At 71.6% G+C, this 23,418-nt stretch carries 20 protein-coding genes; 6 read left to right on the forward strand and 14 right to left on the reverse strand.

The genetic code is table 11. The features are described from left to right. Positions 1–59 precede the first annotated feature (59 nt). The 4 genes from H295_RS0121120 to lipB all read right to left on the reverse strand — a co-directional run bounded on the left by H295_RS0121120 (position 60) and on the right by lipB (position 3,131). Positions 60–761 (reverse strand): DUF4191 domain-containing protein, encoded by a 702-nt coding sequence (locus H295_RS0121120; protein ID WP_020137341.1) that lies wholly within the window; start codon positions 759–761, stop codon positions 60–62. Positions 762–826: 65 nt separating this feature from the next. Next, positions 827–1,027 (reverse strand): hypothetical protein, encoded by a 201-nt coding sequence (locus H295_RS0121125; protein WP_020137342.1) that lies wholly within the window; start codon positions 1,025–1,027, stop codon positions 827–829. 263 nt (positions 1,028–1,290) lie between these two features. Next, the gene (lipA, locus tag H295_RS0121130) at positions 1,291–2,256 is read right to left on the reverse strand and encodes a lipoyl synthase (protein WP_020137343.1); all 966 of its coding nucleotides are present in this window, start codon (positions 2,254–2,256) and stop codon (positions 1,291–1,293) included. 74 nt (positions 2,257–2,330) lie between these two features. Further along, on the reverse strand, positions 2,331–3,131 hold the full coding sequence (gene lipB / locus H295_RS0121135) for a lipoyl(octanoyl) transferase LipB (protein WP_028809586.1): 801 nt from the start codon (positions 3,129–3,131) through the stop codon (positions 2,331–2,333). 244 nt (positions 3,132–3,375) lie between these two features. Here lipB and H295_RS0121140 point away from each other — a divergent pair, with 244 nt between their 5' ends. Next, positions 3,376–4,812, forward strand: a complete 1,437-nt coding sequence (locus H295_RS0121140) for a hypothetical protein (protein WP_020137345.1) — start codon at positions 3,376–3,378, stop codon at positions 4,810–4,812. Positions 4,813–4,911: 99 nt separating this feature from the next. On the opposite strand, the gene H295_RS0121145 is transcribed toward H295_RS0121140, so the two are convergent. Together H295_RS0121145 and H295_RS0121150 are read right to left on the reverse strand one after the other, a co-directional pair. Continuing rightward, a complete protein-coding gene (locus H295_RS0121145) occupies positions 4,912–6,345 on the reverse strand; it encodes an NAD(P)/FAD-dependent oxidoreductase (RefSeq protein WP_020137346.1) in 1,434 nt (477 codons plus the stop codon). A gap of 215 nt (positions 6,346–6,560) precedes the next feature. Further along, positions 6,561–7,454, reverse strand: a complete 894-nt coding sequence (locus H295_RS0121150) for a TIGR01777 family oxidoreductase (protein WP_028809587.1) — start codon at positions 7,452–7,454, stop codon at positions 6,561–6,563. A 74-nt stretch (positions 7,455–7,528) separates the two neighbouring features. Between H295_RS0121150 and H295_RS0121155 the strand changes: the two genes are divergently transcribed. Beyond that, complete coding sequence (locus H295_RS0121155; RefSeq protein WP_020137348.1) at positions 7,529–8,017, forward strand: GNAT family N-acetyltransferase; 489 nt, start codon at positions 7,529–7,531, stop codon at positions 8,015–8,017. A 154-nt stretch (positions 8,018–8,171) separates the two neighbouring features. On the opposite strand, the gene H295_RS0121165 is transcribed toward H295_RS0121155, so the two are convergent. Continuing rightward, positions 8,172–9,356, reverse strand: a complete 1,185-nt coding sequence (locus H295_RS0121165; protein WP_020137350.1) for a MarP family serine protease — start codon at positions 9,354–9,356, stop codon at positions 8,172–8,174. 761 nt (positions 9,357–10,117) lie between these two features. On the opposite strand from H295_RS0121165, the gene H295_RS46785 reads away from it, so the two are divergent. Beyond that, complete coding sequence (locus tag H295_RS46785; RefSeq protein WP_420706236.1) at positions 10,118–10,864, forward strand: peptidoglycan recognition protein; 747 nt, start codon at positions 10,118–10,120, stop codon at positions 10,862–10,864. Between the two features lie 106 nt (positions 10,865–10,970). Next, positions 10,971–11,180: a hypothetical protein gene (locus tag H295_RS0121175; RefSeq protein ID WP_020137352.1), complete on the forward strand. Its 210-nt coding sequence runs from the start codon at positions 10,971–10,973 to the stop codon at positions 11,178–11,180. 23 nt (positions 11,181–11,203) lie between these two features. On the opposite strand, the gene H295_RS0121180 is transcribed toward H295_RS0121175, so the two are convergent. The 4 genes from H295_RS0121180 to H295_RS0121195 all read right to left on the reverse strand — a co-directional run bounded on the left by H295_RS0121180 (position 11,204) and on the right by H295_RS0121195 (position 16,431). After that, complete coding sequence (locus tag H295_RS0121180) at positions 11,204–11,722, reverse strand: DUF4240 domain-containing protein (RefSeq protein WP_020137353.1); 519 nt, start codon at positions 11,720–11,722, stop codon at positions 11,204–11,206. A 56-nt stretch (positions 11,723–11,778) separates the two neighbouring features. After that, positions 11,779–12,756: a helix-turn-helix transcriptional regulator gene (locus H295_RS0121185; protein ID WP_020137354.1), complete on the reverse strand. Its 978-nt coding sequence runs from the start codon at positions 12,754–12,756 to the stop codon at positions 11,779–11,781. An 84-nt stretch (positions 12,757–12,840) separates the two neighbouring features. After that, positions 12,841–15,546, reverse strand: a complete 2,706-nt coding sequence (aceE, locus tag H295_RS0121190; protein ID WP_020137355.1) for a pyruvate dehydrogenase (acetyl-transferring), homodimeric type — start codon at positions 15,544–15,546, stop codon at positions 12,841–12,843. Between the two features lie 261 nt (positions 15,547–15,807). Then, positions 15,808–16,431 carry a GntR family transcriptional regulator gene (locus H295_RS0121195; RefSeq protein WP_020115869.1) on the reverse strand — a complete coding sequence of 208 codons (624 nt, stop codon included), beginning with the start codon at positions 16,429–16,431 and terminating at the stop codon, positions 15,808–15,810. A gap of 214 nt (positions 16,432–16,645) precedes the next feature. Here H295_RS0121195 and H295_RS0121200 point away from each other — a divergent pair, with 214 nt between their 5' ends. Then, entirely contained in the window at positions 16,646–17,314 is a 669-nt protein-coding gene (locus H295_RS0121200; RefSeq protein WP_020137356.1) for a hypothetical protein, read from the forward strand. Positions 17,315–17,366: 52 nt separating this feature from the next. Here the strand turns inward: H295_RS0121200 and sucB are convergent, their stop codons facing one another. From sucB to H295_RS0121215, 3 genes are all read right to left on the reverse strand, one after another. Beyond that, positions 17,367–19,157 carry a 2-oxoglutarate dehydrogenase, E2 component, dihydrolipoamide succinyltransferase gene (gene sucB / locus H295_RS0121205; protein ID WP_020137357.1) on the reverse strand — a complete coding sequence of 597 codons (1,791 nt, stop codon included), beginning with the start codon at positions 19,155–19,157 and terminating at the stop codon, positions 17,367–17,369. Between the two features lie 74 nt (positions 19,158–19,231). After that, positions 19,232–20,620 carry a dihydrolipoyl dehydrogenase gene (gene lpdA, locus H295_RS0121210; protein WP_020137358.1) on the reverse strand — a complete coding sequence of 463 codons (1,389 nt, stop codon included), beginning with the start codon at positions 20,618–20,620 and terminating at the stop codon, positions 19,232–19,234. Positions 20,621–20,904: 284 nt separating this feature from the next. Next, positions 20,905–22,431, reverse strand: a complete 1,527-nt coding sequence (locus H295_RS0121215; protein ID WP_020137359.1) for a leucyl aminopeptidase — start codon at positions 22,429–22,431, stop codon at positions 20,905–20,907. A gap of 174 nt (positions 22,432–22,605) precedes the next feature. Here H295_RS0121215 and H295_RS0121220 point away from each other — a divergent pair, with 174 nt between their 5' ends. Continuing rightward, a complete protein-coding gene (locus H295_RS0121220; RefSeq protein ID WP_106960913.1) occupies positions 22,606–23,415 on the forward strand; it encodes an endo alpha-1,4 polygalactosaminidase in 810 nt (269 codons plus the stop codon). Positions 23,416–23,418: the final 3 nt, after the last annotated feature.

The raw sequence follows: 23,418 nt of genomic DNA on the forward strand, positions 1-23,418 counted from the left end.
GTTACGACGATGAGGGCGCCCGGAGAGATCCGGGCGCCCTCATCGTCGTACGAGGAAGGTCAGCGGGCCTTGCCGCCGCCCTTCGGCAGCTTCATGCCCTTGGGCATCGGGCCCTTCGGCAGCGGCATGTTGCTCATCAGGTCGCCCATCGCCCGCAGGCGGTCGTTGGTGGCGGTGACCTGGGGGCCGGTCAGCACGCGCGGCAGCTTGAGCATGGTGGTCCGCACCTTCTTCAGGGGGACCTGACCCTCGCCCGTGCCCACGATGATGTCGTGCACCGGGACGTCCACGACGATGCGGTTCATCTTCTTCTTCTCGGCGGCCAGCAGGCCCTTGACGCGGTTCGGGTTGCCCTCGGCGACCAGGACGATGCCGGCCTTGCCGACGGCCCGGTGCACCACGTCCTGGCTGCGGTTCATCGCCACCGCGGGGGTGGTCGTCCAGCCCCGGCCGATGTTGTCCAGCACGGCCGCGGCCGCTCCCGGCTGTCCCTCCATCTGCCCGAACGCGGCCCGCTCGGCGCGGCGCCCGAAGATGACCGCCGTCCCGAGGAAGGCGAGCAGGAAGCCCAGGATGCCGAGGTAGACCGGGTGGCCGATCAGGAAACCGATCGCGAGAAAGACACCGAGGATGAGGATGAAGACACCCGCGAGCACCAGACCGATCTTCTTGTCGGCCTTGCGGGTCATCTTGTACGTCAGGGCGATCTGCTTCAGTCGCCCGGGGTTCGCGGCATCCGCCGCACTGTCACTTCTCGCCATGCCCCGAAGTCTACGTGGCCCCGTAGGCGCTTTCGACGGCAGTGTCCGCCGTCACGGGAGAGGGTTCAGGAGCCGACGCTGAAGGTCTGGTCGAGGACGCGCTGGACCTCGACCCGGTCCTTGGCACGGCGGCGGTCCTCCAGGACGGAGGTCCAGGCGTTGCGGCGGGCGGTGCGCTGGCCGCCGCTCAGGAGCACGGACTCGACGGCACGGAGTGCATCGGTGAACGACGGGATCGCGGTGGCGCGAACGGGTGCGGCCTGCATGGAGGGTCCCCTCGGGAGCGGCGGCTCAGGTGGATGGTGCACGGGCTGTACAGCCAGCGTCACTGATTGGTGTTACCAGGGCGTGACCGGCTGGTCAAACGCCCATGAAGCCCTGTTGCCGGCCCCGAAAACACTGACGCGGTCCCGATGGCCCCCCTATCTGCGGGGACGTCCGGGACCGCGTCAATTGGCCGCTACCTGAAGGTAGTTGCTTGTGCTCGGATTCACACGTTTAGCGTGGCACTCCGTGCCATCGGAGGGGGTCAGACGGCCTGCGAGGCGACGTAGGAACCACGCTTCTCTACGGCCATCTGGTAGAGCCGGCCCGCCCGATAGGAGGACCGGACCAGGGGCCCGGACATCACGCCGGAGAAGCCGATCTGCTCGGCCTCCTCCTTCAGCTCCACGAACTCGTGCGGCTTGACCCAGCGCTCCACGGGGTGGTGGCGGACGCTCGGGCGCAGGTACTGCGTGATGGTGATCAGCTCGCAGCCCGCCTCGTGCAGCTGGCGCAGCGCCTCGCTGACCTCCTCGCGGGTCTCGCCCATGCCGAGGATCAGGTTGGACTTGGTCACCAGGCCGAAGTCGCGGGCGTCGGTGATGACCTTCAGGGAGCGCTCGTAGCGGAAGCCGGGGCGGATCCGCTTGAAGATCCGCGGGACCGTCTCGACGTTGTGCGCGAAGACCTCGGGGCGGGACTCGAAGACCTGCCGGAGCAGCTCCGGCACCGCGTTGAAGTCGGGGGCGAGCAGCTCGACCTTGGTGCGGCCGGCCTCGCGGGAAGCGGTCTGCTCGTGGATCTGGCGGACCGTCTCCGCGTACAGCCAGGCACCGCCGTCCTCCAGGTCGTCGCGGGCGACGCCGGTGATGGTGGCGTAGTTGAGGTCCATGGTGACCACGGACTCGCCGACGCGGCGCGGCTCGTCGCGGTCGAGCGCCTCGGGCTTGCCGGTGTCGATCTGGCAGAAGTCGCACCGCCGGGTGCACTGGTCGCCGCCGATGAGGAAGGTCGCCTCGCGGTCCTCCCAGCACTCGTAGATGTTGGGACAGCCGGCTTCCTGGCAGACCGTGTGCAGGCCCTCGCTCTTCACGAGTTTCTGCATGGCGGTGTACTCGGGGCCCATTTTCGCCCGGGTCTTGATCCACTCGGGCTTGCGCTCGATGGGGGTCTGAGCGTTACGGACCTCCAGGCGCAGCATCTTGCGTCCGTCGGGTGCGACTGCGGACACGACCGGCTCCCTAGCGATTGATTCTTCGGCGTGCTCAAGGGTACGCCCGTGGATTTGAAAGCCCACTGCCTGTCTCAGGCCGCAGGTGTCTTCTCGATCACCCTCGGCTTGAGGTCCGCGTTCTCCAGCACGTCCCTCAGGTGCCGCTCGGCGACCGGCAGCACCTCGGCGATGGTCACGTCCCGGCCGAGTTCGTTCGCGAGGGAGGCGACGCCCGCGTCCCGGATGCCGCAGGGGATGATCCGGTCGAACCACTTGTTGTCCGGGTTCACGTTCAGCGCGAAGCCGTGCATGGTGACGCCCTTGGCGACCCGGATGCCGATGGCCGCGATCTTGCGGTCCTCGCGGCGCTGGCCCGCGTTGGACGGCGCGTACTCGGGGCCGTTCATCCGCGGGTCGAACTCCTCGTCCGTGAGCCGGGGGTCGAAGTCGAGGGAGAGCCCGCCGAGCGCGGGGCGCGTCTCGACCGGATCGCCGAGCACCCACACGCCGCTGCGGCCCTCGACCCGGGTGGTCTCCAGGCCGAACTCCGCGCAGGTGCGGATCAGGGCCTCCTCCAGGCGCCGTACGTGCGCCACCACGTCCACCGGCCGCGGCAGCTTCTGGATCGGGTAGCCCACCAGCTGGCCCGGACCGTGCCAGGTGATCTTCCCGCCGCGGTCGACGTCGATGACGGGGGTGCCGTCGAGGGGGCGCTCGTTGTCCGCGGTGCGCCGGCCGGCCGTGTAGACAGGGGGGTGTTCGAGCAGCAGGACGGTGTCGGGGACCTGGTCCTCGAAGCGTGCCGCGTGCACCCGCCGCTGCTCGTCCCAGGCTTCCTGGTACTCGACCGCGTCCGCACCGAACCCCATGCGGACGAACCGCAACCCACTCACGGCAAGCGCCTCCCTAGAAGGTCGTAAGGCACGAAAGGTGCCTACGCCACTGTACGTCCGGCCCGCGGACGTCAGCCCCGGGGGCAATCCTCACACGATCGGATGAACGAGCGTCGAAGTGTGCGATCGTCTGCTCACTCTCCGCTACATTCGCGCCGTTCGCAGCGGCCATAAGGGCAGCTCACAGGCAATCCGGGCACCACGTACGACGTGCCGGCCCGAAAGGCAGGAGACCGCACCGCAGATGACGGAACGACCCGCGCAGCGCACTCCCAACCGACAGCTCGCCGCGCTCATCGCAGAAGCGGGGTTCTCCAACGCGGGTCTCGCCCGACGCGTGGACCAGCTCGGTCTGGAACACGGGCTGGATCTCAGATACGACAAGACATCCGTCACCCGGTGGCTGCGCGGGCAGCAGCCCCGGGGCACCACACCGGCCCTCATCGCCGAGGTCTTCACCCGGCGCCTCGGCCGCCGGCTCTCCGCGCAGGACCTCGGCCTCGACGCCTGCGCGCCGGTGTACGCCGGGCTGGAGTTCGCCGCCGGTCCCGAGGAGGCCGTCGACATCGTCAGCGGGCTGTGGCGCAAGGACTCCGGCAGCCACGCCGAACTGCGCAAGATCGCCTTCACCCCGGCCGGCCTGGTCGTTCCCAGCCGGGACTGGCTGATCGGCCGCCCCGACGACCGGGTCGCCCGCGGTGAGCCGCCGGTCCGCATCCCGCCCCAGGGGCGCCCGGTGGTGCCCCGCCAGCGCGGACAGGCCGAACGCGGACCCGGGCAGCGCGTCACCGGCGGCGACATCGCCGCGCTCGCCTCGGTCGGCAGCCTCTTCCGCACCCTGGACGACCAGTACGGCGGCGGGCACGCCCGGCAGGCCCTGGTCCGCTACCTGGAACACGAGTGCGAGCCGATGCTGCGCGGCACCTACGGGGAGACCACCGGACGCAGGCTCTTCGCCGCGGCCGCCGACCTCACCCGGCTCGCGGGCTGGACGTCCTACGACATCGCGGCGCACGGGCTCGCCCAGCGGTACTTCGTCCAGGCGCTGCGGCTCGCACAGGCGGCGGGGGACCGAGCGTACGGGGCGTACGTCCTGGTCACCATGAGCCGGCAGGCCGTCTACCTGGGGCACGGCAGGGAGGCGATCCAGCTCGCGCGGGTGGCCCAGCAGGGCGTCGGCACGAGCGCCCCGCCGGTGGTGCAGGCGCTGCTGCACTCCGCCGAGGCGCGGGGGCACGGGGTGCTCGGGGAGGTGCGGGCCTGTACGGCGTCCCTGGTCCGCGCGGAACGGGCCCTGGAGGCGGCCCGGCCCGGCGACGAGGTCCCGCACTGGGCGCGGTTCTTCGACGAGGCCCAGCTGGCGGACGAGTTCGGGCACTGCCACCGGGATCTCCAGCAGTTCCGGGCGGCCGCGCAACACGCCGAGCGGTCGCTTCAGTTGAGGGCGCCGGCGTATGCGCGGAGCCGGTTGTTCTGCCGGGTGGTGCTGGCCTCCGCGAGGCTGGGGCTGGGGGAGTTGGACCAGGCCTGTTCGCTGGCCGCGGAGGCGGCTGGGCAGGCCGCCGAGATGCGGTCGGTGCGGGCGGTCGAGTATGTGCGGGACTTCGAGCGGCGGTTGGAGCCGTACAAGGACGCTGCGCCGGTGCGGAGTTATCGGGACAAGGTGGCTGCGCTTCAGTAGGGGTCTCGCCGTAACTCCGTACCGCTGTATGCCCTCTGCGGGTGCGTCGTGGCTTGTCGCGCAGTTCCCCGCGCCCCTTGAGGGCGCGGGGGGTGGCCGTCAGGCTGCCTGGGCCGTCGGAGTCGGGTCTGCCCTGTGCATCGAGCCTGCTGCTCCCAGGTCCTTGAGGATGGCTGTCGTCGCCCTGTGGGCCGAGTGCAGGGCTCCCTGGACCGTGCTGGTGTCGCGGTGGTCGCCGCAGACGTACAGGCCGGCCAGGAGGCGGACCGGGCGGCGCAGGTCGTGCGGGGGGCGCATGGCGGGGACCGCTTCGCGGGTGTGGTGGACCGCCAGGGTCTCCCAGGCCCGCGTCGATGTGCCGTAGAGACGGGCGAGGTGGGTCCGGACCGCGGTCTCGAGGTCCGGGGGAGGAGTCCCGAGGACCGTCGACGACACCAGGACCCGTCCCGCGGGGGCCCGGCTCGGGTCGACCTCGCTGATCACCGCCGTGTGGGCCACCGGGCCGCCCCGGTCGGCGTCCAGCAGCAGCGCCGAACCCGTGCGCGGCGGTTCGTCCGTCGTGTGGTGGACGACCGTGACCGGATGGAAGTCCGGCACCCGCAGGCCGGGCAGCAACTCGGCCGCGGTGCGGCCGTCCGTGGCCAGCAGCACCGCACGGCACCGGAACTCCCCGTGCTCCGCCGTCGTCACCGAGGTCGTGGCGACGGACGTGACCCGCACCCCCGTGTGCACGGTCCCCTCGGGCAGCGTCCGCGCGAGCAGCTCCGGGAGCATCTCGGCGCCCCCCTCGGGGACGCACAGGCGGCCGGCCGCGAAGGCCCGCAGCGCGAGGTCGGCGCACCGGCTGGACGTGGTCAGCGCGGGGTCGCAGAGCAGTGCGGCGAGCAGCGGACGCAGAAAGCCGTCGATCGTACGGGCGGGCAGTCCACGCGCCGCGAGCGCTTGTCCGGCGGGCAGTTCGGGACGGGCGAGGAGGCGTTCGACGGGCACGTTCGCGAGCCGGGTGAGCGCGGCGCCGAGCCGTGCCTGGTCGACGGCCCCGCCGATCGGTCCCCCTGCCCGCGCGGCCCTCGACCCGGCGCCCTGACCGGCACCGGGCAGCACCCGGAACCCCCTTCTGCGCGCGGCCCCGGTCGCCGATGCCGCGCGTGTCCCCGGTACTCCACGAGGGGCGCTCGCCAGGGCGCGCACGGCGTGCAGTGCGCCCCTTGCGCTACCCGCGCCCGCCGGAGCGTCCACCCGGTGGTGACGTCCGTCGCCGTGCAGCAGGACGCCCGGTGCGAAGGGCCGCAGCACCAGCCCGTCGAGCCCGGGCGCCAGACGTAGTTCGGGATACGCCGTGGACAGCAGCTGTCCGATCCGGTCGAGCCGGAAACCGTCCACCTTCTCCGTCGACATGCGGCCGCCCGCCCAGGGGGCGGCCTCCAACACCGTGACGGTCACTCCTGCGCTGGTCAGCCGATGCGCCGCGGAGAGCCCGGCGACCCCGGCTCCCACGATCACGACGTCCGCCTGGTACGCGGGCTCAAGCACGTGCCCCTCCTCGAGGTTGCGCGGCCGGTGGAGGCGTGATGCCCCCAACAGGCTCCGGGGATACCCGAGTTCGGGTCGAGGGTAGGGCCGGAACCGGTCAGGAACAGTCGCGCATCCACAGGGCACGGTCGCACACCGGTCGCATGTCGTCACGGGTTGTCGCCGAGGGGGTCGCCAAGGAGGTCGTACGACAGCGCGCGGGTCCGGCGCGTTCCTCAGGCCGCCCGGATCGCCCCCTCGATGTCCGGGAACGCGAAGGTGAACCCCGACTCCAGCAGCCTCTTCGGCCGTACCCGGGCGCTGCCCAGCACGTCACCGGCCATCTCCCCGAGCACCGACCGCAGGACCGGCGCGGGCACCGAGAAGAGCGTCGGCCGGTGCAGCACGCGCCCCATCGCCTCGGTGATCTCACGGTTCGTCAGGGGTTCCGGGGCGGTGAGGTTGAACGGCCCGGAGAGTCCGTCGGTCTCCAGCAGATGCCGGATCGCGGCCACCTCGTCGTGCAACGCGATGAACGACCAGTACTGCCCGCCGTCGCCCATCCGTCCGCCGAGCCCCGCCTGGAACAGCGGGAACAGCTTGCCCCAGGCCCCGCCGCCGCGGCCCACCACGAGCCCGGTGCGGGTGAACGCGGTCCGCACGCCCGCCTCCTGGGCCGGGGCGGCGGCCGCCTCCCACTCCACGCACAGCTCCGGCAGGAAGCCCCGTCCGGCGGGCGAGTCCTCGTCGACGACCCGGTCGCCGGTCTCGCCGTAGTAGCCCATCGCGCTGCCGTTCACGAAGACCTTCGGCGGCTCGTCCAGGGAGGCCACGGCCCGGGCGAGGGCGGTCGTGCCGTTCACCCGGCTGTCGCGGATCTGCTTCTTGTACGCGTCCGTCCAGCGCCGCGAGCCGACCCCGGCCCCGGCGAGATTGACCACGGCGTCACAGCCCGCGAGCCCGGCCGTGTCCACCCGTCCGGCCCCGGGGTCCCAGCGGACCTCCGTCTCGTCCCGCGGCTCCCGGCGCACCAGCCGCACCACCTCGTGCCCGTCCGCGGTGAGCGAGCGCACCAGGGCCGAGCCGATCAGTCCGGACGCCCCGGCCACCGCGATTCTTGAAAGTTGCATGACTTCATCCTGCCTGGTGGGTGCGTAAAAGCGATGTCTGGTTCCGGTACCCGCCGGGTCGTAGGGTGGCGGCCATGTCCCAGCTGTCCATCCGCCACGCCCTTCCTGACGACGAAGAGGAACTGGCCCGTCTCGACCGCGCCGAGTGGTCGCCCCTGCACGAGGTCCTGCCCGAACAGCGGCCGCCCTACAGGCCGTTCTTCGACGAACGCCACCGCCCCGGCGACACTCTGGTCGCCGAGGCCGACCGCCGCATCCTCGGGTACATCCGTCTCGCCTTCCCGACCGGGCTCGAGGCGAACGCCCATGTGCGCCAGATCCAGGGTTTCGTCGTCAGCGGCGAGGCCCGCGGCCGCGGGGTCGGCCGGGCCCTGATCCGCGCGGTCACGGAGGAGGCCCGCCGCCGGGGCGCGCGCCGCCTCAGCCTGCGCGTCCTAGGCCACAACACGCCCGCGCGCAGGCTCTACGAGTCCGAGGGCTTCGCGGTCGAGGGGATCCTGCCCGAGGAGTGGCTGCTGGCCGGGGAGTACGTCGACGACGTGATCATGGGGCGCCGTCTCTGAACACCTGATCGGCCGCGGCGGTCCTGCGGCGCCTGCGCACCACCAGACAGAGCGCGACCCCCGCCACGAACAGCGAGATCAGGAAGAACACGGGCACGTCAGCCTCCGGGGTGCCATGCGGGACCGGGGCCCCATCATCCGGCAGCCCACGGCGTTACGACGTGACCAGCTCGCCCGTGTCCACCGGTGCCGTGGCGCTCGCGGCCTTCCTGGCGTCCCCGGCGACCTCGTCGGCGGTCAGCACGTACCCGGTCTCGTCGTCGGAGGTGGAGCGGGCGAAGACCACGCCGTAGACCTTGCCGGAGGTGGTCAGCAGCGGGCCGCCGGAGTTGCCGGGGCGGACGGTCGAGCGGATCGAGTAGATCTCGCGGGTGACGGTGGCGTCGCTGTAGATGTTCTGGCCGTTCGCCTTCACCCGGTTGGCCACGGTGGCCGCCTGGAGGTCCAGGGAGCCGTCCTGCGGATAGCCGGCCACCACCGCGGAGTCGCCGCGCGCCGCGCTGTCGTCGAAGCGCAGGACCGGGGCGCGCAGCTCCGGGACGTACAGCACGGCCACGTCCTTGTCCGGATCGAACAGCACCACCTGGGCCTCGTACGGCTGTCCGACCCCGCCGACCCGGACGCTGGGGTCGTCGATGCCGGCCACCACGTGGGCGTTGGTCATCACGTGCTCCGGCGCGTACACGAAGCCGCTGCCCTCGCGGCCCTGGGTGCCGGAGGAGCCCTCGATCTTGACGGTGCTGAGCTTGGCGGCGTTGGTGGCGGCGGCCGTGACGCTGTCGCCGGTGGGCTTGGCGACCTCGGCGGTCGACTCGTTCTCGAACGGGTTGAAGACCTGCGGGAAGCCGGCCTCGGTGAGGGCGGAGGTGGCACGGGAGAACCATGTGGGGGTGGTGTCCGGCATGGAGTCCTGTACGGCGCCGAGCAGCGCGGAGTCCCGGATGGCGGTGGTGACCAGGGTCGACGAGGAGGCGCCGAGGACGCTCGCGGCGACCCAGGCGACGATGAGCACGGCCACGGAGTTGGCGGCGGCCCCGCCGATGCCGTCGGCGACGCGCAGCGGGCCCTGGTCCAGCTCCCTGCGGAGCCGCAGCGCCAGCCGTCCCGCCAGCTCGTGGCCCACTGCGGCCGGGACCAGCACGGTCAGCACGGCGGTCACCGTCGCCGCGGTGCTGCCCGGGGTGACCAGCTCCATCATCCACGGCAGCACCCACACGCCCACGACCGCGCCGCCGACGAAGCCGGCGAGCGAGACACAGCCGGCCACCAGGCCGCGCCGGTAGCCGGAGGCCGCGTAGGCGGCGATCACCAGCATCAGCAGGATGTCGAGCACGTCCACGGAGCCGCCCTTCTCTTTGGAACCTTCAGTACGCAGGCGAAGCGTCCAGTGATCAGCTACACGCACGCGTGCCGCCCGAAACCGGCCACGCGTGCGTGCACCTGGGAAAACGTCGTGGACCAGGACGATGGTTCCACCGGGTGGCACACCCCACATCGCGGACGGAACGGATCCGGCCGAGAGTGGGAGTCATGCGTGTCCGAAGACCGAAAGGCCTCCGAAGGCGCCGAGCGCCCCGAATACGCGAGGCGGTCCGCATACGTGATGCGGTCCGCATACGCGGCGCTGCCCGCATCACCGACGCGGTCCGGCTGGGTGATGCTGCCCGGGCGCGCCTGGCCAGACACTTCCGCCCCGCACTCCGGTTCACCCGGCTGGGAACACCTCCGCCCCCGGAACGGCCCAAGGACGCCGCCGCGACCTCTGAACCTGCGGCGCCCCCCGCCTCTGGCATCAGCCTCACGGCCCCGGCCGCCCGACAAGCGCCCCCCACCGGGCCGCCGGCTCCCTGCGAGGACGCCTCCTCCACTGGCCCGGCGACTCCCTCCGGCCCTGGGACCCCTTCAGAACCCACCGCTGGGACCGAACCCGCGCCTGCCACGAAGCCTGAGCTCTTCGGTGACTCCGCGGGCCCCACCGAGCCCCTGGCCCCCGCCGGGCCCCCCGCCTCCACCACCCCCGCCGCCCCCCGGCTCACCGCACCCTCCTCCAAGGCCCGCTCCCTCCTCCGTGCCCGCGGCGTTCGGTTGGGGCTTGCCTGTGTGCCCGGGCTTGTCGTCGTGCTCGTGCTCGTGCTCTGTGTCCGGGGGGTCGAGAGCGCCGTCGAGGGCAAGGCGGTGCACGGCCCTGCCGTGGTGCGGCCCAGTGTCGTGTCGTACTCCGCCGAGCGGCCGCACATCGTGCCGCGGTCCGTGTGGGCGAGCGGGGACGGTGAGGCGAACACCGCCGCCCGCACCCCACCCGCCCCGCGCTACGACGACAAGGTCGTCGCCGTGTTCATCCATCACACCGACTCACCCAACACCTACGACTGCGCCGACGCGCCCCGCATCATCCGCTACCTCGCCGCCGGTCAGACCGGCAACCGCGACTGGGACGACATCGGCTACAACTTCCTCGTGGACCGCTGCGGCACCATCTACGAGGGCCGCGCCGGCGGCGTCGACCGTGCCGTCACCGGCGCCCACACCCAGGGCTTCAACCACCGCACCGCAGGCATCGCCGCCCTGGGCACCTTCACCGCCGGTGTCCCCGTCCCCCGCGCCATGACCGACGCGATCGCCGCCCTGGTCGCCTGGAAGCTCGGACTGGCCGGAATCGACCCCCGCGCCACCGTCCGGCTGACCTCCAGCAACAGCCACAGCCGCTACCCGGCCGGCACCACCGCACGCCTGCCCGCCCTGGCCGGCCACAAGGACGGCTACATGACCACCTGCCCCGGCGCCGCCCTCAGCGCACGGCTGCCCGGGATCAGACAGGCCGCCGCCCGCCTCCAGGGCCGTTCCTGAGACCCCGGCGGCGACAGGCCTCACAGGAGGGCCACAGCGCTCCCGCAGGCCCCTGAGAACTCCCCGCCCTACGGTCGTCACCACAAGCCGACCGAAGGTGGGGATCATGAACGGCAGCAGCATCCACAGGAGCAACCAGCGGGTCTGGACCGTCGTCTGCGCGGTCGCGGCCGTCGTCCTCGGCCCGGCCGCCGTCACCGCGTCCGCACTCGACCAGGCCAACGCGGCTCCCCTGCACCACGCGGCGAAGGCCGACCAGAGCCAGGCCTACCTCCCGACGGACCCGACCCGACGCCGCACGGCGACGACGGCCTGACCCGAGAGCGGCCGGGCGACGCCTCAACCCCTGAACCGCTCCCACAACTTGGGGTACCGCTCCGCCAGCACCCGGTCGTTCTCCAGCTCGACCGGCGCTCCCAGCGGCTCGGCGGCCGCCGGCGGAATGCCCAGATCGGGAGCGACCGTGCCGGTGAGCTGCTCGTAGGCCTCGTCGGCCGCGTATCCCAGCTCCTCGCCGTCGCCGTCGATCTCCTCGTCGAAGTCGGCCAGGAGGTCGGCGAGCGAGTCGGGATCGTGCACCCCGCCCTCGTACACCTCACGCCCCTGGCCGATCAGCCAGCACCGGAAGAAGTCGAAGGCGTCGTCGCTCGCCCCGTCCAGCAGGATCCAGGCGGCGCCCCACAGGTCCCAGGTGTACGCGCGGTTGAAGCGGGCCTCGAAGTGACGGGCGAAGTCGAGGACCATGTCGGGGTCCAGCGCGAGGAGCCGGTCCACGAGCAGGTCGGCCTGCTCCTCGGGGTCGCCCTCGGCGGCGTCGCGGGTGGCGTCCACCAGCTCCCAGAACTCCGTCTCGTCCATCACGGGTCCAGCATCGGGCCTCCCGCGACGGGGCGCACGTGGAGTGCGGCGGATTGTTATGTCCCGTACAGGCGGCCCAGCCGTCGTGCGTCCTCGGCGAAGCGCGTCCGCAGGCTCTCCGGGGCCAGCACCTCCACCTCCGGCCCCAGTCCCGCGAGCTGGGAGTGCGCGACCTCCTCGGACTCCACCGGCACGGTCACCGTCACCCAACCCTCCGCGTTCGGCGCCGCGGCCTTCGCCAGCGCCTCCTGCACGGAGAGCCGGTCCAGGACGTGCGGCAGCACGCGCACACCGTCCGGGGACAGCCGTACGACCACTTCCGCCCGCAGGATGGCCCGCGCGAACTGGGCAGCCCGCTCCTCCCAGAACCCCGGTAGATCGAAGTCCTCGTCGCGGTCGAAGCGATCGCCGTTGGGCGCCACCGCCGTGAACCGGTCGATCCGGTACACCCGGAACGCTCCGGATGCCTCCGGCACCCGTGCGCACAGGTACCAGACGCCCGCCTTCAGCACGAGCCCGTACGGCTCCAGCTCCCGCTCGACCTCCGTCTCGCCCTTGCGGTAGCGCGCGACGACCCGCCGGTCGTCCCACACCGCGTCCGCGACGGCGGGCAACAGGTCGGGCGTCTTCGGCTCGCTCCACCAGGTCGGGGCGTCGAGGTGGAAGCGCTGGGCGGCCGAGCGTGAGGCGTCGCGGAGTGACGGCAGCAGTGCCGCCGAGACCTTCAGGCGGGCCGCCGAGGCCGCGTCCTCCAGGCCCATCTCGCGCAGCGCCCCCGGCAGCCCGGACAGGAACAGCGCCTCCGCCTCGCCGCGGTGCAGTCCGGTGAGCCGGGTCCGGTACCCGCCGATCAGTCGGTACCCGCCGGCCCGCCCCCGCTCCGCGTACACCGGTACCCCTGCCTCGGACAGCGCCTGCGCGTCCCGGGTGACGGTCCGCTCGGACACCTCCAGTTCCTCGGCGAGCTCGGCGGCGGTCATGGAGGGCCGGGACTGGAGGAGGAGCACCATCTTGATCAGGCGGGCGGCGCGCATGCCCCCATGATGCCGGGGGCCACTGACAACGAAGGGGCACGGCACCGCCGTACCCCTTCGCCGAGACCCGACCTCCGAAGGCCGTTACAGGCCGTACTTCTCCCGCGCTTCCTTCACCGCCGTCGCCTTGACCTCGCCGCGGCGGGCCAGCTGGGCGAGGGCCGCGACCACGACCGACTCGGCGTCGACGCCGAAGTGGCGGCGGGCGCCCTCGCGGGTGTCGGAGAGGCCGAAGCCGTCCGCGCCGAGCGAGGACCAGTCCTGCTCGACCCACTGCGCGATCTGGTCCGGGACCTGGCGCATGTAGTCGGAGACCGCGAGCACCGGGCCCTCGGCGCCGTGCAGCGCCTTGCGGACGTAGGGAACCCGCTCCTCGCCGCGCAGCAGGGCCTCGTCGGCTTCCAGCGCGTCGCGGCGCAGCTCGGTGAAGGAGGTCGCGGACCACACGTCGGCGGCCACGCCCCACTCCTCGGCCAGCATCCGCTGCGCCTTCAGCACCCAGTGGATCGCGGTGCCGGAGCCGAGGAGCTGGATGCGCGGGGCGTTGGCCGCGGCCACGCTGATCCCGGCCGACTCGACGGTGTTGAAGCGGTACAGGCCCTTGACGATGCCCTCGTCGATGCCGGTGGCGGACGGCTTCGCCGGCTGCGGGAGCGGCTCGTTGTAGACGGTGAGGTAGTAGAAGACGTTCGGGTCCTCACCCGGGGCCGCCTCGCCGTACATGCGGCGGATGCCGTCGCGCACGATCGTGGCGACCTCGTAGGCGAACGCCGGGTCGTACGTCAGCGCCGCCGGGTTCGTCGCCGCGATCACCGGGGAGTGACCGTCCGCGTGCTGCAGGCCCTCGCCCGTCAGCGTCGTACGGCCCGCCGTGGCGCCCACGAGGAAGCCGCGGCCCAGCTGGTCGCCGAGCTGCCACATCTGGTCGGCCGTGCGCTGCCAGCCGAACATCGAGTAGAAGATGTAGAACGGGATCATCGCCTCGCCGTGCGTCGCGTACGACGTCGAAGCGGCGATGAAGTCGGCCATCGAACCGGCCTCGGTGATCCCCTCGTTGAGGATCTGGCCGTTCTGGGCCTCCTTGTAGTACATCAGCTGGTCGCGGTCGACCGGCTCGTACGTCTGGCCCTTGGGGGAGTAGATCCCGAGCGACGGGAAGAGCGACTCCATGCCGAAGGTGCGCGCCTCGTCGGGGACGATCGGCACCCAGCGCTTGCCGGTCTCCTTGTCGCGGACCAGGTCCTTGATCAGGCGGACGAAGGCCATGGTGGTGGCGACGTTCTGCGAGCCGGAGCCCTTGTCGAAGGACGCGAACGCCTTCTCGGCCGGGGCCGGCAGCGGGGCCACCGGGTGCACCCGGCGGGCCGGGGCGGGACCGCCGAGAGCGGCCCGGCGCTCCTGGAGGTAGCGCACCTCGGGGGAGTCGGCGCCCGGGTGGCCGTAGGGCACCACGCCGTCGACGAAGTCGCTGTCCTTGATGGGCAGTTCGAGGAGGTCGCGCATGGTCTTGAACTCGTCCACCGTCAGCTTCTTCATCTGGTGGTTGGCGTTCTTCGACGCGAAGCCCTCGCCGAGGGTGTGGCCCTTGACCGTCTGGGCCAGGATCACGGTCGGCGCGCCCTTGAACTCGACGGCGGCCTTGTAGGCGGCGTACACCTTGCGCGCCTCGTGGCCACCGCGGGAGAGGTGGAAGCACTCGAGGATCTTGTCGTCGGACAGCAGCTTCGCCATCTCGACGAGCGCCGGGTCCTTGCCGAAGAAGTCCTGGCGGATGTAGGCGGCGTCACGCGTCTGGTACGTCTGCACCTGCGCGTCCGGTACCTCGCGGAGCCGTCGTACCAGGGCGCCCGTGGTGTCCAGCTGGAACAGCTCGTCCCAGGCGGAGCCCCACAGCGACTTGACGACGTTCCAGCCGGCGCCGCGGAACTGGGCCTCCAGCTCCTGCACGATCTTGAAGTTCGCGCGGACCGGGCCGTCGAGGCGCTGGAGGTTGCAGTTGATGACGAAGGTCAGGTTGTCGAGACCCTCGCGGCTCGCGAGTGCGAGGGCGGCCGTGGATTCCGGCTCGTCCATCTCGCCGTCGCCGAGGAAGGCCCAGACGTGGGACTGCGAGACGTCCTTGATGCCGCGCGCCGTCAGATAGCGGTTGAAGCGGGCCTGGTAGATCGCCGAGAGCGGGCCGAGGCCCATGGAGACGGTCGGGAACTCCCAGAGCCAGGGCAGCCGGCGGGGGTGCGGGTACGACGGGAGGCCGTTGCCACCCGACTCGCGGCGGAAGTTGTCGAGCTGCTGCTCGTTCAGCCGGCCGTCGAGGAAGGCGCGGGCGTAGATGCCGGGGGAGGCGTGGCCCTGGATGTAGAGCTGGTCGCCGGACCCGTCGGCCTCCTTGCCCCTGAAGAAGTGGTTGAAGCCGGTCTCGTAGAGCCAGGCCGCGGAGGCGAAGGTGGCGATGTGGCCGCCGACGCCGTACTTGGAGCCGCGGGTGACCATCGCGGCCGCGTTCCAGCGGTTCCACGCGGTGATGCGGGCCTCCATCGCCGGGTCACCGGGCAGTCCCGGCTCCGCGGCGGTGGGGATGGTGTTGACGTAGTCGGTCTCGAGGAGCTTCGGCAGCGCGATGCCGTTGCCCTCCGCCCTCTCCAGCGTGCGGCGCATCAGGTACGCGGCACGGTGCGGGCCGGCCGCCTTGGCGACCGCGTCCAGGGAGGCCTGCCATTCGGCGGTCTCCTCGGGGTCCCGGTCGGGGAGCTGGTCGAGCTCGCTGGCCTGGATGGCGTTGGGGTCGGTCATGTCGCCGCCTTCCTCAGTCGAAGGGGGTTCCCTCAATCAGGCAGGGTTTCGGGGGTGCCCTTGGTCTTTGGCAGGACAGGGCGGAGGGCCCCGGTAAGGGCCCGTCGGCGACAATAACTCGCTGATCGATGATCGATCAAAGGGTTCCCGGGCAAAACTTCTCGATATCGAGAAAGTAGGCACGGGGTGCCTCGGACGGAGACACCGGGTGCCCTGTTTTTGAGGGGTTTCCGCAGGTGAGCGCCGGTGCGCTCGACTGCGTCAGGCTCGCGGCGCGCATCCCAGGACATGCGCCTTCACGATCTCCGGGATCCGCGGGTCCCGCCGCTTGAAGGCCGCCACCAGCTCCTCGTGCTCCTCCGCGTACGACTGCTGGACCGTCCCCAGCCAGCGGATCGACAGCGCGGTGAACACCTCGATGCCCAGGCCCTCCCAGGTGTGCAGCAGCACCGAGTTGCCGGCCGCCCGCACCAGCTCGCGGTGGAAGCCCACGGTGTGCCGGACCTGGCCCGTACCGTCCGAGTCCCGGTCCGCCTCGTACAGCGCGGCGACATGCGGTTCCAGCGCCGAGCAGTCCTGCGCCAGCCGCTCCGCCGCCAGCTCCGCCGCGATCGCCTCCAGACCGGCCCGGACCGGGTAGCTCTCCTCCAGGTCGGCCGCGGTCAGGTTCCGCACCCTCACGCCCTTGTTCGGCGCCGACTCGATCAGCCGCAGCGACTCCAGCTCGCGCAGCGCCTCCCGCACCGGCGTCTGGCTGACCTCCAGCTCGGTCGCGATACGGCGTTCCACGATCCGCTCGCCCGGCTGCCAGCGCCCGCTGACGATCCCCTCCACGATGTGCTCGCGGATCTGTTCGCGCAGCGAGTGGACGACGGGCGCGGTCATGGGAGCTCCTTAAGGGCGTTTGACGTAAAGACAATAAGGCCGGGGGCCCGTCCGGGAGGGGCGCACGGGGGCGCTTCCCTGCAGGTGAGACGAGGCTTACACGCTCCCAGCCGGACGACTTCTGTCAAGTCACGGAACCCCACGGCCTCCAGGGTGTGTCGCGTTGGTCAGGGGTTCCCGCGCGGGGCGCCCCTTCGCACCACAGGGGGACGGCATGCACATCGGGGGACGACGGGGACTGGCCGTCGCGGCCGTGATCGGCGTGATCGTCGCCGTGACGGGTTGCCAGGAGACGGCCACCCGGGCGACGGCGGGGACGACACCGGCCGGCGCGGAGGCCGTCACGGGGATGGCGGGGAAGGCCCGCGGCACCGGAACCGGCGCCGCCTGCGTCTTCGTCAAGCCGGACGGGGCACAGAAGTTCGGGCACGTCGGCTGGGGCTTCAGGATCCCGGCCACCGGCCGCTGGGTCTACGGCGCCGTCGAGAACCCCAGCGCGAGGCTCTACACCCCGCCGGGCGGCGACATCGGGGCCTGGCACGCGGAGGGGTCGTACAACCGCATGCTCAGCGAGATGTCCACGGACGCCCACTATCCCGGGACATCCGAGCACCCCTACAGCCGCTACCGCTGCACGAAGACCTCGACGTACGACGTGAACAGGGCCCGGGCGATGATCCGTACGGTCGAGAAGCGCGGCTTCCTCGTCGGCGTCGACCCGAGGACCGGCGAGCTCACCTCGCGGGACTGCCTGGACGCCACCTACGACGTCCTGAAGGCGTACCGGACGAAGGGCCTCACACCGACGCCCAGGCTCTCCGTCCCCAACGTGTGGGTGGAGGAGCTGTGGGGCTGGTCGGACCGGACGCTGACGCCCCGGTGACATGACGGTGCCCCCTGCCCGGAGAGTTCCGGACAGAGGGCACCGGACCGGCTTACAGGCCGAGCTCGACCTCGAACTCGCCCGCCTCCAGGATCGCCTTGACCGCGGTCAGGTAACGGGCCGCGTCGGCGCCGTCCACCAGACGGTGGTCGTAGGAGAGGGTCAGGTAGGTCATGTCGCGGACGGCGATGACCGTGCCCTCCTCCGTCTCCAGGACGGCCGGGCGCTTGACCGTGGCGCCGATGCCGAGGATCGCGACCTGGCCCGGCGGCACGATGATCGTGTCGAAGAGCGCACCGCGCGAACCGGTGTTGGAGATGGTGAAGGTCGCGCCGGACAGCTCGTCGGGCGTGATCTTGTTGGCGCGGACCTTGCCGGCGAGGTCCGCCGTGGCCTTCGCGATGCCGGCGATGTTGAGGTCGCCCGCGTGCTTGATGACCGGGGTCATCAGGCCCTTCTCGGAGTCCACCGCGATACCGATGTTCTCGGTGTCGAAGTAGGTGATCGTGCCTTCGCCCTCGTTGATCTTGGCGTTGATCGGCGCGTGCGCCTTCAGCGCCTGGGCCGCGGCCTTGACGAAGAACGGCATCGGGGACAGCTTGACGCCCTCACGGGCGGCGAAGGAGTCCTTGGCCCGGGCGCGCAGCTTCATCAGACGCGTGACGTCGACCTCGACGACCGAGGACAGCTGCGCCTGCTCGTGCAGCGCCTTGACCATGTTGTCGCCGATGACCTTGCGGATGCGGGGCATCTTGACGGTCTGGCCACGGAGGGGAGAGGCCTCCAGGGACGGCGCCTTCTTGGCGGCCGGGGCGGCGGCAGCGGCCGGAGCCGGAGCGGCTGCGGCGGCCTTCGCGGCCTCGGCGGCGGCGACGACGTCCTGCTTGCGGATCCGGCCACCGACGCCGGTGCCCTTGACGGTGCCCAGGTCGACGCCGTTCTCGGCGGCGAGCTTGCGCACCAGCGGGGTGACGTAGGCACTGTCGTCACCGGAGGTCGCGGCCGGAGCCGGGGCCGGGGTGACCGGGGCGGGCGCCGGAGCCGGAGCGGCGGGCGCCGGGTCGGGAGCCGGAGCCGTCTGCTGCTGCGGGGCCGGAGCCGAGGGCGCCTGCGGGGCCGGAGCCGGAGCGGCCGGGGCGGGCGCCGGAGCCGGGGCGGGGGCCTCGGCGGCCGGGGCCGGGGCGGGCGCGGCGGGAGCCTGGGCGGCGGCCGGAGCCGCACCCGGGGCGCCGATGACGGCGAGCTTGGCGCCGACCTCGGCGGTCTCGTCCTCGCCGACCACGATCTCCAGCAGCACACCGGCGGCCGGGGACGGGATCTCGGTGTCGACCTTGTCGGTGGAGACCTCGAGCAGGGGCTCGTCCTCCGCGACCTCCTCGCCGACCTCCTTCAGCCACCGGGTGACGGTGCCCTCGGTGACGGACTCGCCGAGCGCGGGCAGGACGACGTCCGTGCCCTCGGCGGAGCCGCCGCCGGACGCGGCCTCAGCGGTGGGAGCGGGCGCCGGGGCGGCCTGCTCGGTGGACGGAGCGGCCGCGGCCGGCTCCGGGGCGGGCTCGGCGACCGGCTCGGCGGCCGGAGCCGGAGCGGCGGCCGGGGCGCCGGTGCCGTCGTCGATCACGGCCAGCTCGGCGCCGACCTCGACGGTCTCGTCCTCGGCGACCTTGATGGAGGCCAGGACGCCGGCGGCGGGGGAGGGGATCTCGGTGTCGACCTTGTCGGTCGAGACCTCGAGCAGCGGCTCGTCGGCCTCTACACGCTCACCCTCGGCCTTCAGCCAGCGGGTGACGGTGCCCTCGGTGACGCTCTCGCCGAGCGCCGGAAGGGTTACGGAAACCGCCATGGTTTCGGTTGCTCCTTACGAATTGCGGAAGTCTGTGTCGTCGCTGTGAGCGGAGTCGCTTCGCCGACCGAGGGTCAGTCGTGCGAGTGGAGCGGCTTGCCGGCCAGCGCCAGGTGCGCCTCGCCGAGCGCCTCGCTCTGCGTCGGGTGGGCGTGGATGAGCTGCGCGACCTCGGCGGGCAGCGCCTCCCAGTTGTAGATCAGCTGGGCTTCGCCGACCTGCTCGCCCATGCGGTCGCCGACCATGTGGACGCCGACCACGGCACCGTCCTTCACCTGGACGAGCTTGATCTCGCCCGCGGTGTTCAGGATCTTGCTCTTGCCGTTGCCCGCGAGGTTGTACTTCAGAGCGACGACCTTGTCCGCGCCGTAGATCTCCTTGGCCTTGGCCTCGGTGATGCCCACGGAGGCGACCTCGGGGTGGCAGTACGTCACCCGCGGGACGCCGTCGTAGTCGATCGGGACGGTCTTCAGACCGGCCAGACGCTCCGCCACCAGGATGCCCTCGGCGAAGCCGACGTGCGCGAGCTGGAGCGTCGGGACCAGGTCACCGACGGCGGAGATGGTCGGGACGTTGGTGCGCATGTACTCGTCGACCAGGACGTAACCGCGGTCCATCGCGACGCCCTGCTCCTCGTAGCCGAGACCGGCGGAGACGGGCCCGCGGCCGACGGCCACCAGCAGCAGCTCGGCCTCGAACTCCTTGCCGTCGGCGAGGGTGACCTTCACACCGTCCTGCGTGTACTCGGCCTTCTGGAAGAAGGTGCCGAGGTTGAACTTGATGCCGCGCTTGCGGAACGCGCGTTCAAGAAGCTTGGAGGAGTTCTCGTCCTCGAGCGGGGCGAGGTGCTTGAGGCCCTCGATGATGGTGATGTCGGTCCCGAAGGACTTCCAGGCGGAGGCGAACTCGACGCCGATGACACCGCCACCGAGGACGATCGCGGACTTCGGCACCCGGTCAAGAACGAGGGCGTGGTCCGAGGAGATGATCCGGTTGCCGTCGATCTCCAGACCCGGCAGCGACTTCGGCACGGAGCCGGTCGCGAGCAGGATGTGGCGGCCCTGGACGCGCTGGCCGTTGACGTCGACGGAGGTCGGGGAGGAGAGGCGCCCCTCGCCCTCGATGTACGTCACCTTCCGGGAGGCGACGAGCCCCTGGAGGCCCTTGTACAGGCCGGCGATCACGCCGTCCTTGTACTTGTGCACCCCGGCGATGTCGATGCCCTCGAAGGTGGTCTTCACACCGAACTGCTCGCTCTCGCGGGCCTGGTCGGCGATCTCGCCCGCGTGCAGCAGGGCCTTGGTGGGGATGCATCCCCGGTGCAGGCAGGTACCGCCGACCTTGTCCTTCTCGATCAGGGCGACGTCAAGCCCCAGCTGCGCCCCGCGCAGGGCCGCGGCGTAACCGCCACTACCACCGCCGAGGATCACTAGGTCGAAAACGGTGCTGGCGTCGTTCGCCACGTCACGTCCTCCATGCATGTGCGCCGTACGCCGGGCACCTTTGTCCCTTACGGGCGGTTGACCGGTCGGTCGGCTGGTGTCCGGCCGCTCTTTCTTCGGCCCTGTGGTGGGGGCCCTGTCCTGCCGAGCCCCATCTTCGCACTTGTCAGCACCGAACGAGACGCCGGGCCGGGGTGTGAGACACCACACGCTCACATGTGAAAGGGGCGCGGGGAACTGCGCGACAAGCCACAACGGGCCCGCAGCCGCCCACGCCCCTCGGGAGCCGAGCTCCTAGGCGGACATCAGCCCAGGTCACCTGACGCAGTCAACTCGGCGAGCCGCACCAGCGTCCGCACCGCGGACCCCGTGCCACCCTTCGGCGTGTACCCGAACGGCCCGCCGTCGTTGAACGCCGGACCCGCGATGTCCAGGTGCGCCCAGGCGATCCCCTCGCCCACGAACTCCCGCAGGAACAGCCCCGCGACCAGCCCGCCGCCCATCCGCTCACCCATGTTCGCGATGTCGGCGGTCGGGGAGTCCATGCCCTTGCGCAGGTGCTCCGGCAGCGGCATCGGCCAGGCCGGCTCGCCGACCTCCTCCGCGGCCTCGTGCACCGCCGTACGGAACGCGTCGTCGTTCGCCATGATCCCGAAGGTGCGGCTGCCCAGCGCCAGCATCATCGCCCCGGTCAGCGTCGCCACGTCCACGATCGCGTCCGGCTTCTCCGCCGACGCCGCCCACAGCGCGTCCGCCAGCACCAGCCGGCCCTCGGCGTCGGTGTTGAGCACCTCCACCGTCTTGCCGCTGTACATCCGCAGCACGTCGCCGGGCCGCGTCGCGGACCCCGACGGCATGTTCTCGGCCAGCGCCAGCCACCCGGTCACGTTGACCTCGAGACCCAGCCGCGCGGCCGAGACCACGGCCGCGAACACCGCCGCCGCCCCGCTCATGTCGCACTTCATGGTCTCGTTGTGACCGGCCGGCTTCAGCGAGATGCCGCCCGAGTCGTAGGTGATGCCCTTGCCGACCAGCGCGAGGTGCTTCTTCGCCTTGGACGAGGTGTACGACAGCTTCACCAGCCGCGGCCCCGACGCCGACCCCGCGCCGACGCCGAGGATGCCGCCGTAGCCGCCCTTCTCCAGGGCCTTCACGTCGAGCACCTGCACCTTGAGCCCGTGCTCCTTGGCCGCGGTCTGCACGATCGCGGCGAAGGCCTCCGGGTTCAGGTCGTTCGGCGGCATGTTGATCAGGTCGCGGGCGCGGTTGAGCTCCTCCGAGACCGCGACGGCCCGGGCCAGGGCGGCCTTGTGCGCGGCGTCCCGCGGCTTGCCGCCGAGCAGCGCGGCCTCGGCCAGCGGCGCCTTGCCGTTGCCGGCCTTGGGGTCCTTGCCGTTCTCCTTGTAGGCGGTGAAGGAGTACGCCCCGAGCAGCACGCCCTCGGCGACCGCACCGACGTCGGCGGCATCGCCCAGCGGCAGCACGAACGCGGCCTTCTTGGCCCCGGTCAGCGCGCGGGCGGCGACACCGGCGGCCTTGCGCAGCGCCTCCGCGGCGAAGCTGGAGTCCTTCTCGGGCTCGGCGCCCAGGCCGACCGCCACCACGAGCGGGGCCTTGAGGCCGGCGGGCGAGGGCAGCTTCGTCAGCTCGCCCTCGGCGCCGGAGGCACCGAGGGTCTCCAATACCCCGGCGAGCTTGCCGTCGTAGGCCTTGTCCACGGATTCGGCGCCCGGCGCCACGACGGGGCCCTTAGCGCCCTTGGCGACGCCGATCACGATCGCGTCGGCCCGCAGGCCGGGCGCCGCGGAGGTGCTGAGAGTCAGAGCAGTCACGGTGGTGAATTCTCGCTTCCGATGTGAAGTTCGCATGAGTCGAGCGGGTGGGTCGACCGGGCCCGACGGCCGACCCTATTTCGTGTCCGAAAACGGATCCCGATCGGGGCCTTCACCCCTGTCGGCGACCACCCGTGAAGAGCCTACGCTCGGGTCGGCCGCCGATCGTCCCGCATGCCCTGGAGCCCACCCTTGAAGCGCCCTCTCCACCTCGTCGCCCTGCTCCTGCTGACCGCGGGGTGCTCGACCACCACCGGGAGCACGTCCGGCTCCGAGGCCGGGGACGCGCGGTGGCGGCCCCGCCCCGGCACCGCCTGGCAGTGGCAGCTGACCGGCCGGATCGACACCTCCGTCGACGTGCCGGTCTACGACGTCGACGGCTTCGACCAGTCCAGGACGCTGGTGTCCGCCCTGCACGACAAGGGCCGCAAGGTCATCTGCTACCTGTCCACCGGCGCTTTCGAGGACTGGCGGCCCGACGCCGGGAAGTTCCCCAGGTCGGTGATCGGGCGCGGCAACGGCTGGGAGGGGGAACGCTGGCTCGACATACGCGCCACGGACGTCCTCGAACCGCTGATGGCCCACCGCCTCGACATGTGCCGTGAGAAGGGCTTCGACGCGGTGGAGCCCGACAACATGGACGGCTACAGGAACCGCACCGGCTTCCCCCTCACGGCGGCCGACCAGCTCCGCTACAACCGGCTGATCGCCCGGCTGGCCCACGACCGGGGCATGGCGGTCGGCCTGAAGAACGACCTCGACCAGATACCGGCACTGGTGGGCGACTTCGACTTCGCGGTCAACGAGCAGTGCGCGCAGTACGACGAGTGCGCGGACATGACACCGTTCATCAAGGCCGGCAAGGCCGTCTTCCACGTCGAGTACGAACTGCCCACCAGCCGCTTCTGCGCCGAGTCCCGCCGCCTGAAGCTGAGTTCGATGCTGAAGAAGTACGAGCTGGGGGTGTGGCGCGAGGCCTGCTAGCAG

The sequence above is a fragment of the Streptomyces sp. 351MFTsu5.1 genome, assembly GCF_000383655.1.
Lineage (GTDB): Bacteria > Actinomycetota > Actinomycetes > Streptomycetales > Streptomycetaceae > Streptomyces > Streptomyces griseorubiginosus.

Coding starts and splice junctions, on each gene's coding strand:
- H295_RS0121120 (WP_020137341.1), bottom strand. CDS start 761: ATGGCGAGAAGTGACAGTGCGGCGGATGCCGCGAACCCCGGGCGACTG.
- H295_RS0121125 (WP_020137342.1), bottom strand. CDS start 1,027: ATGCAGGCCGCACCCGTTCGCGCCACCGCGATCCCGTCGTTCACCGAT.
- H295_RS0121140 (WP_020137345.1), top strand. CDS start 3,376: ATGACGGAACGACCCGCGCAGCGCACTCCCAACCGACAGCTCGCCGCG.
- H295_RS0121150 (WP_028809587.1), bottom strand. CDS start 7,454: ATGCAACTTTCAAGAATCGCGGTGGCCGGGGCGTCCGGACTGATCGGC.
- H295_RS0121155 (WP_020137348.1), top strand. CDS start 7,529: ATGTCCCAGCTGTCCATCCGCCACGCCCTTCCTGACGACGAAGAGGAA.
- H295_RS0121175 (WP_020137352.1), top strand. CDS start 10,971: ATGAACGGCAGCAGCATCCACAGGAGCAACCAGCGGGTCTGGACCGTC.
- H295_RS0121180 (WP_020137353.1), bottom strand. CDS start 11,722: ATGGACGAGACGGAGTTCTGGGAGCTGGTGGACGCCACCCGCGACGCC.
- H295_RS0121185 (WP_020137354.1), bottom strand. CDS start 12,756: ATGCGCGCCGCCCGCCTGATCAAGATGGTGCTCCTCCTCCAGTCCCGG.
- aceE (WP_020137355.1), bottom strand. CDS start 15,546: ATGACCGACCCCAACGCCATCCAGGCCAGCGAGCTCGACCAGCTCCCC.
- H295_RS0121195 (WP_020115869.1), bottom strand. CDS start 16,431: ATGACCGCGCCCGTCGTCCACTCGCTGCGCGAACAGATCCGCGAGCAC.
- H295_RS0121200 (WP_020137356.1), top strand. CDS start 16,646: ATGCACATCGGGGGACGACGGGGACTGGCCGTCGCGGCCGTGATCGGC.
- sucB (WP_020137357.1), bottom strand. CDS start 19,157: ATGGCGGTTTCCGTAACCCTTCCGGCGCTCGGCGAGAGCGTCACCGAG.
- H295_RS0121220 (WP_106960913.1), top strand. CDS start 22,606: ATGCCCTGGAGCCCACCCTTGAAGCGCCCTCTCCACCTCGTCGCCCTG.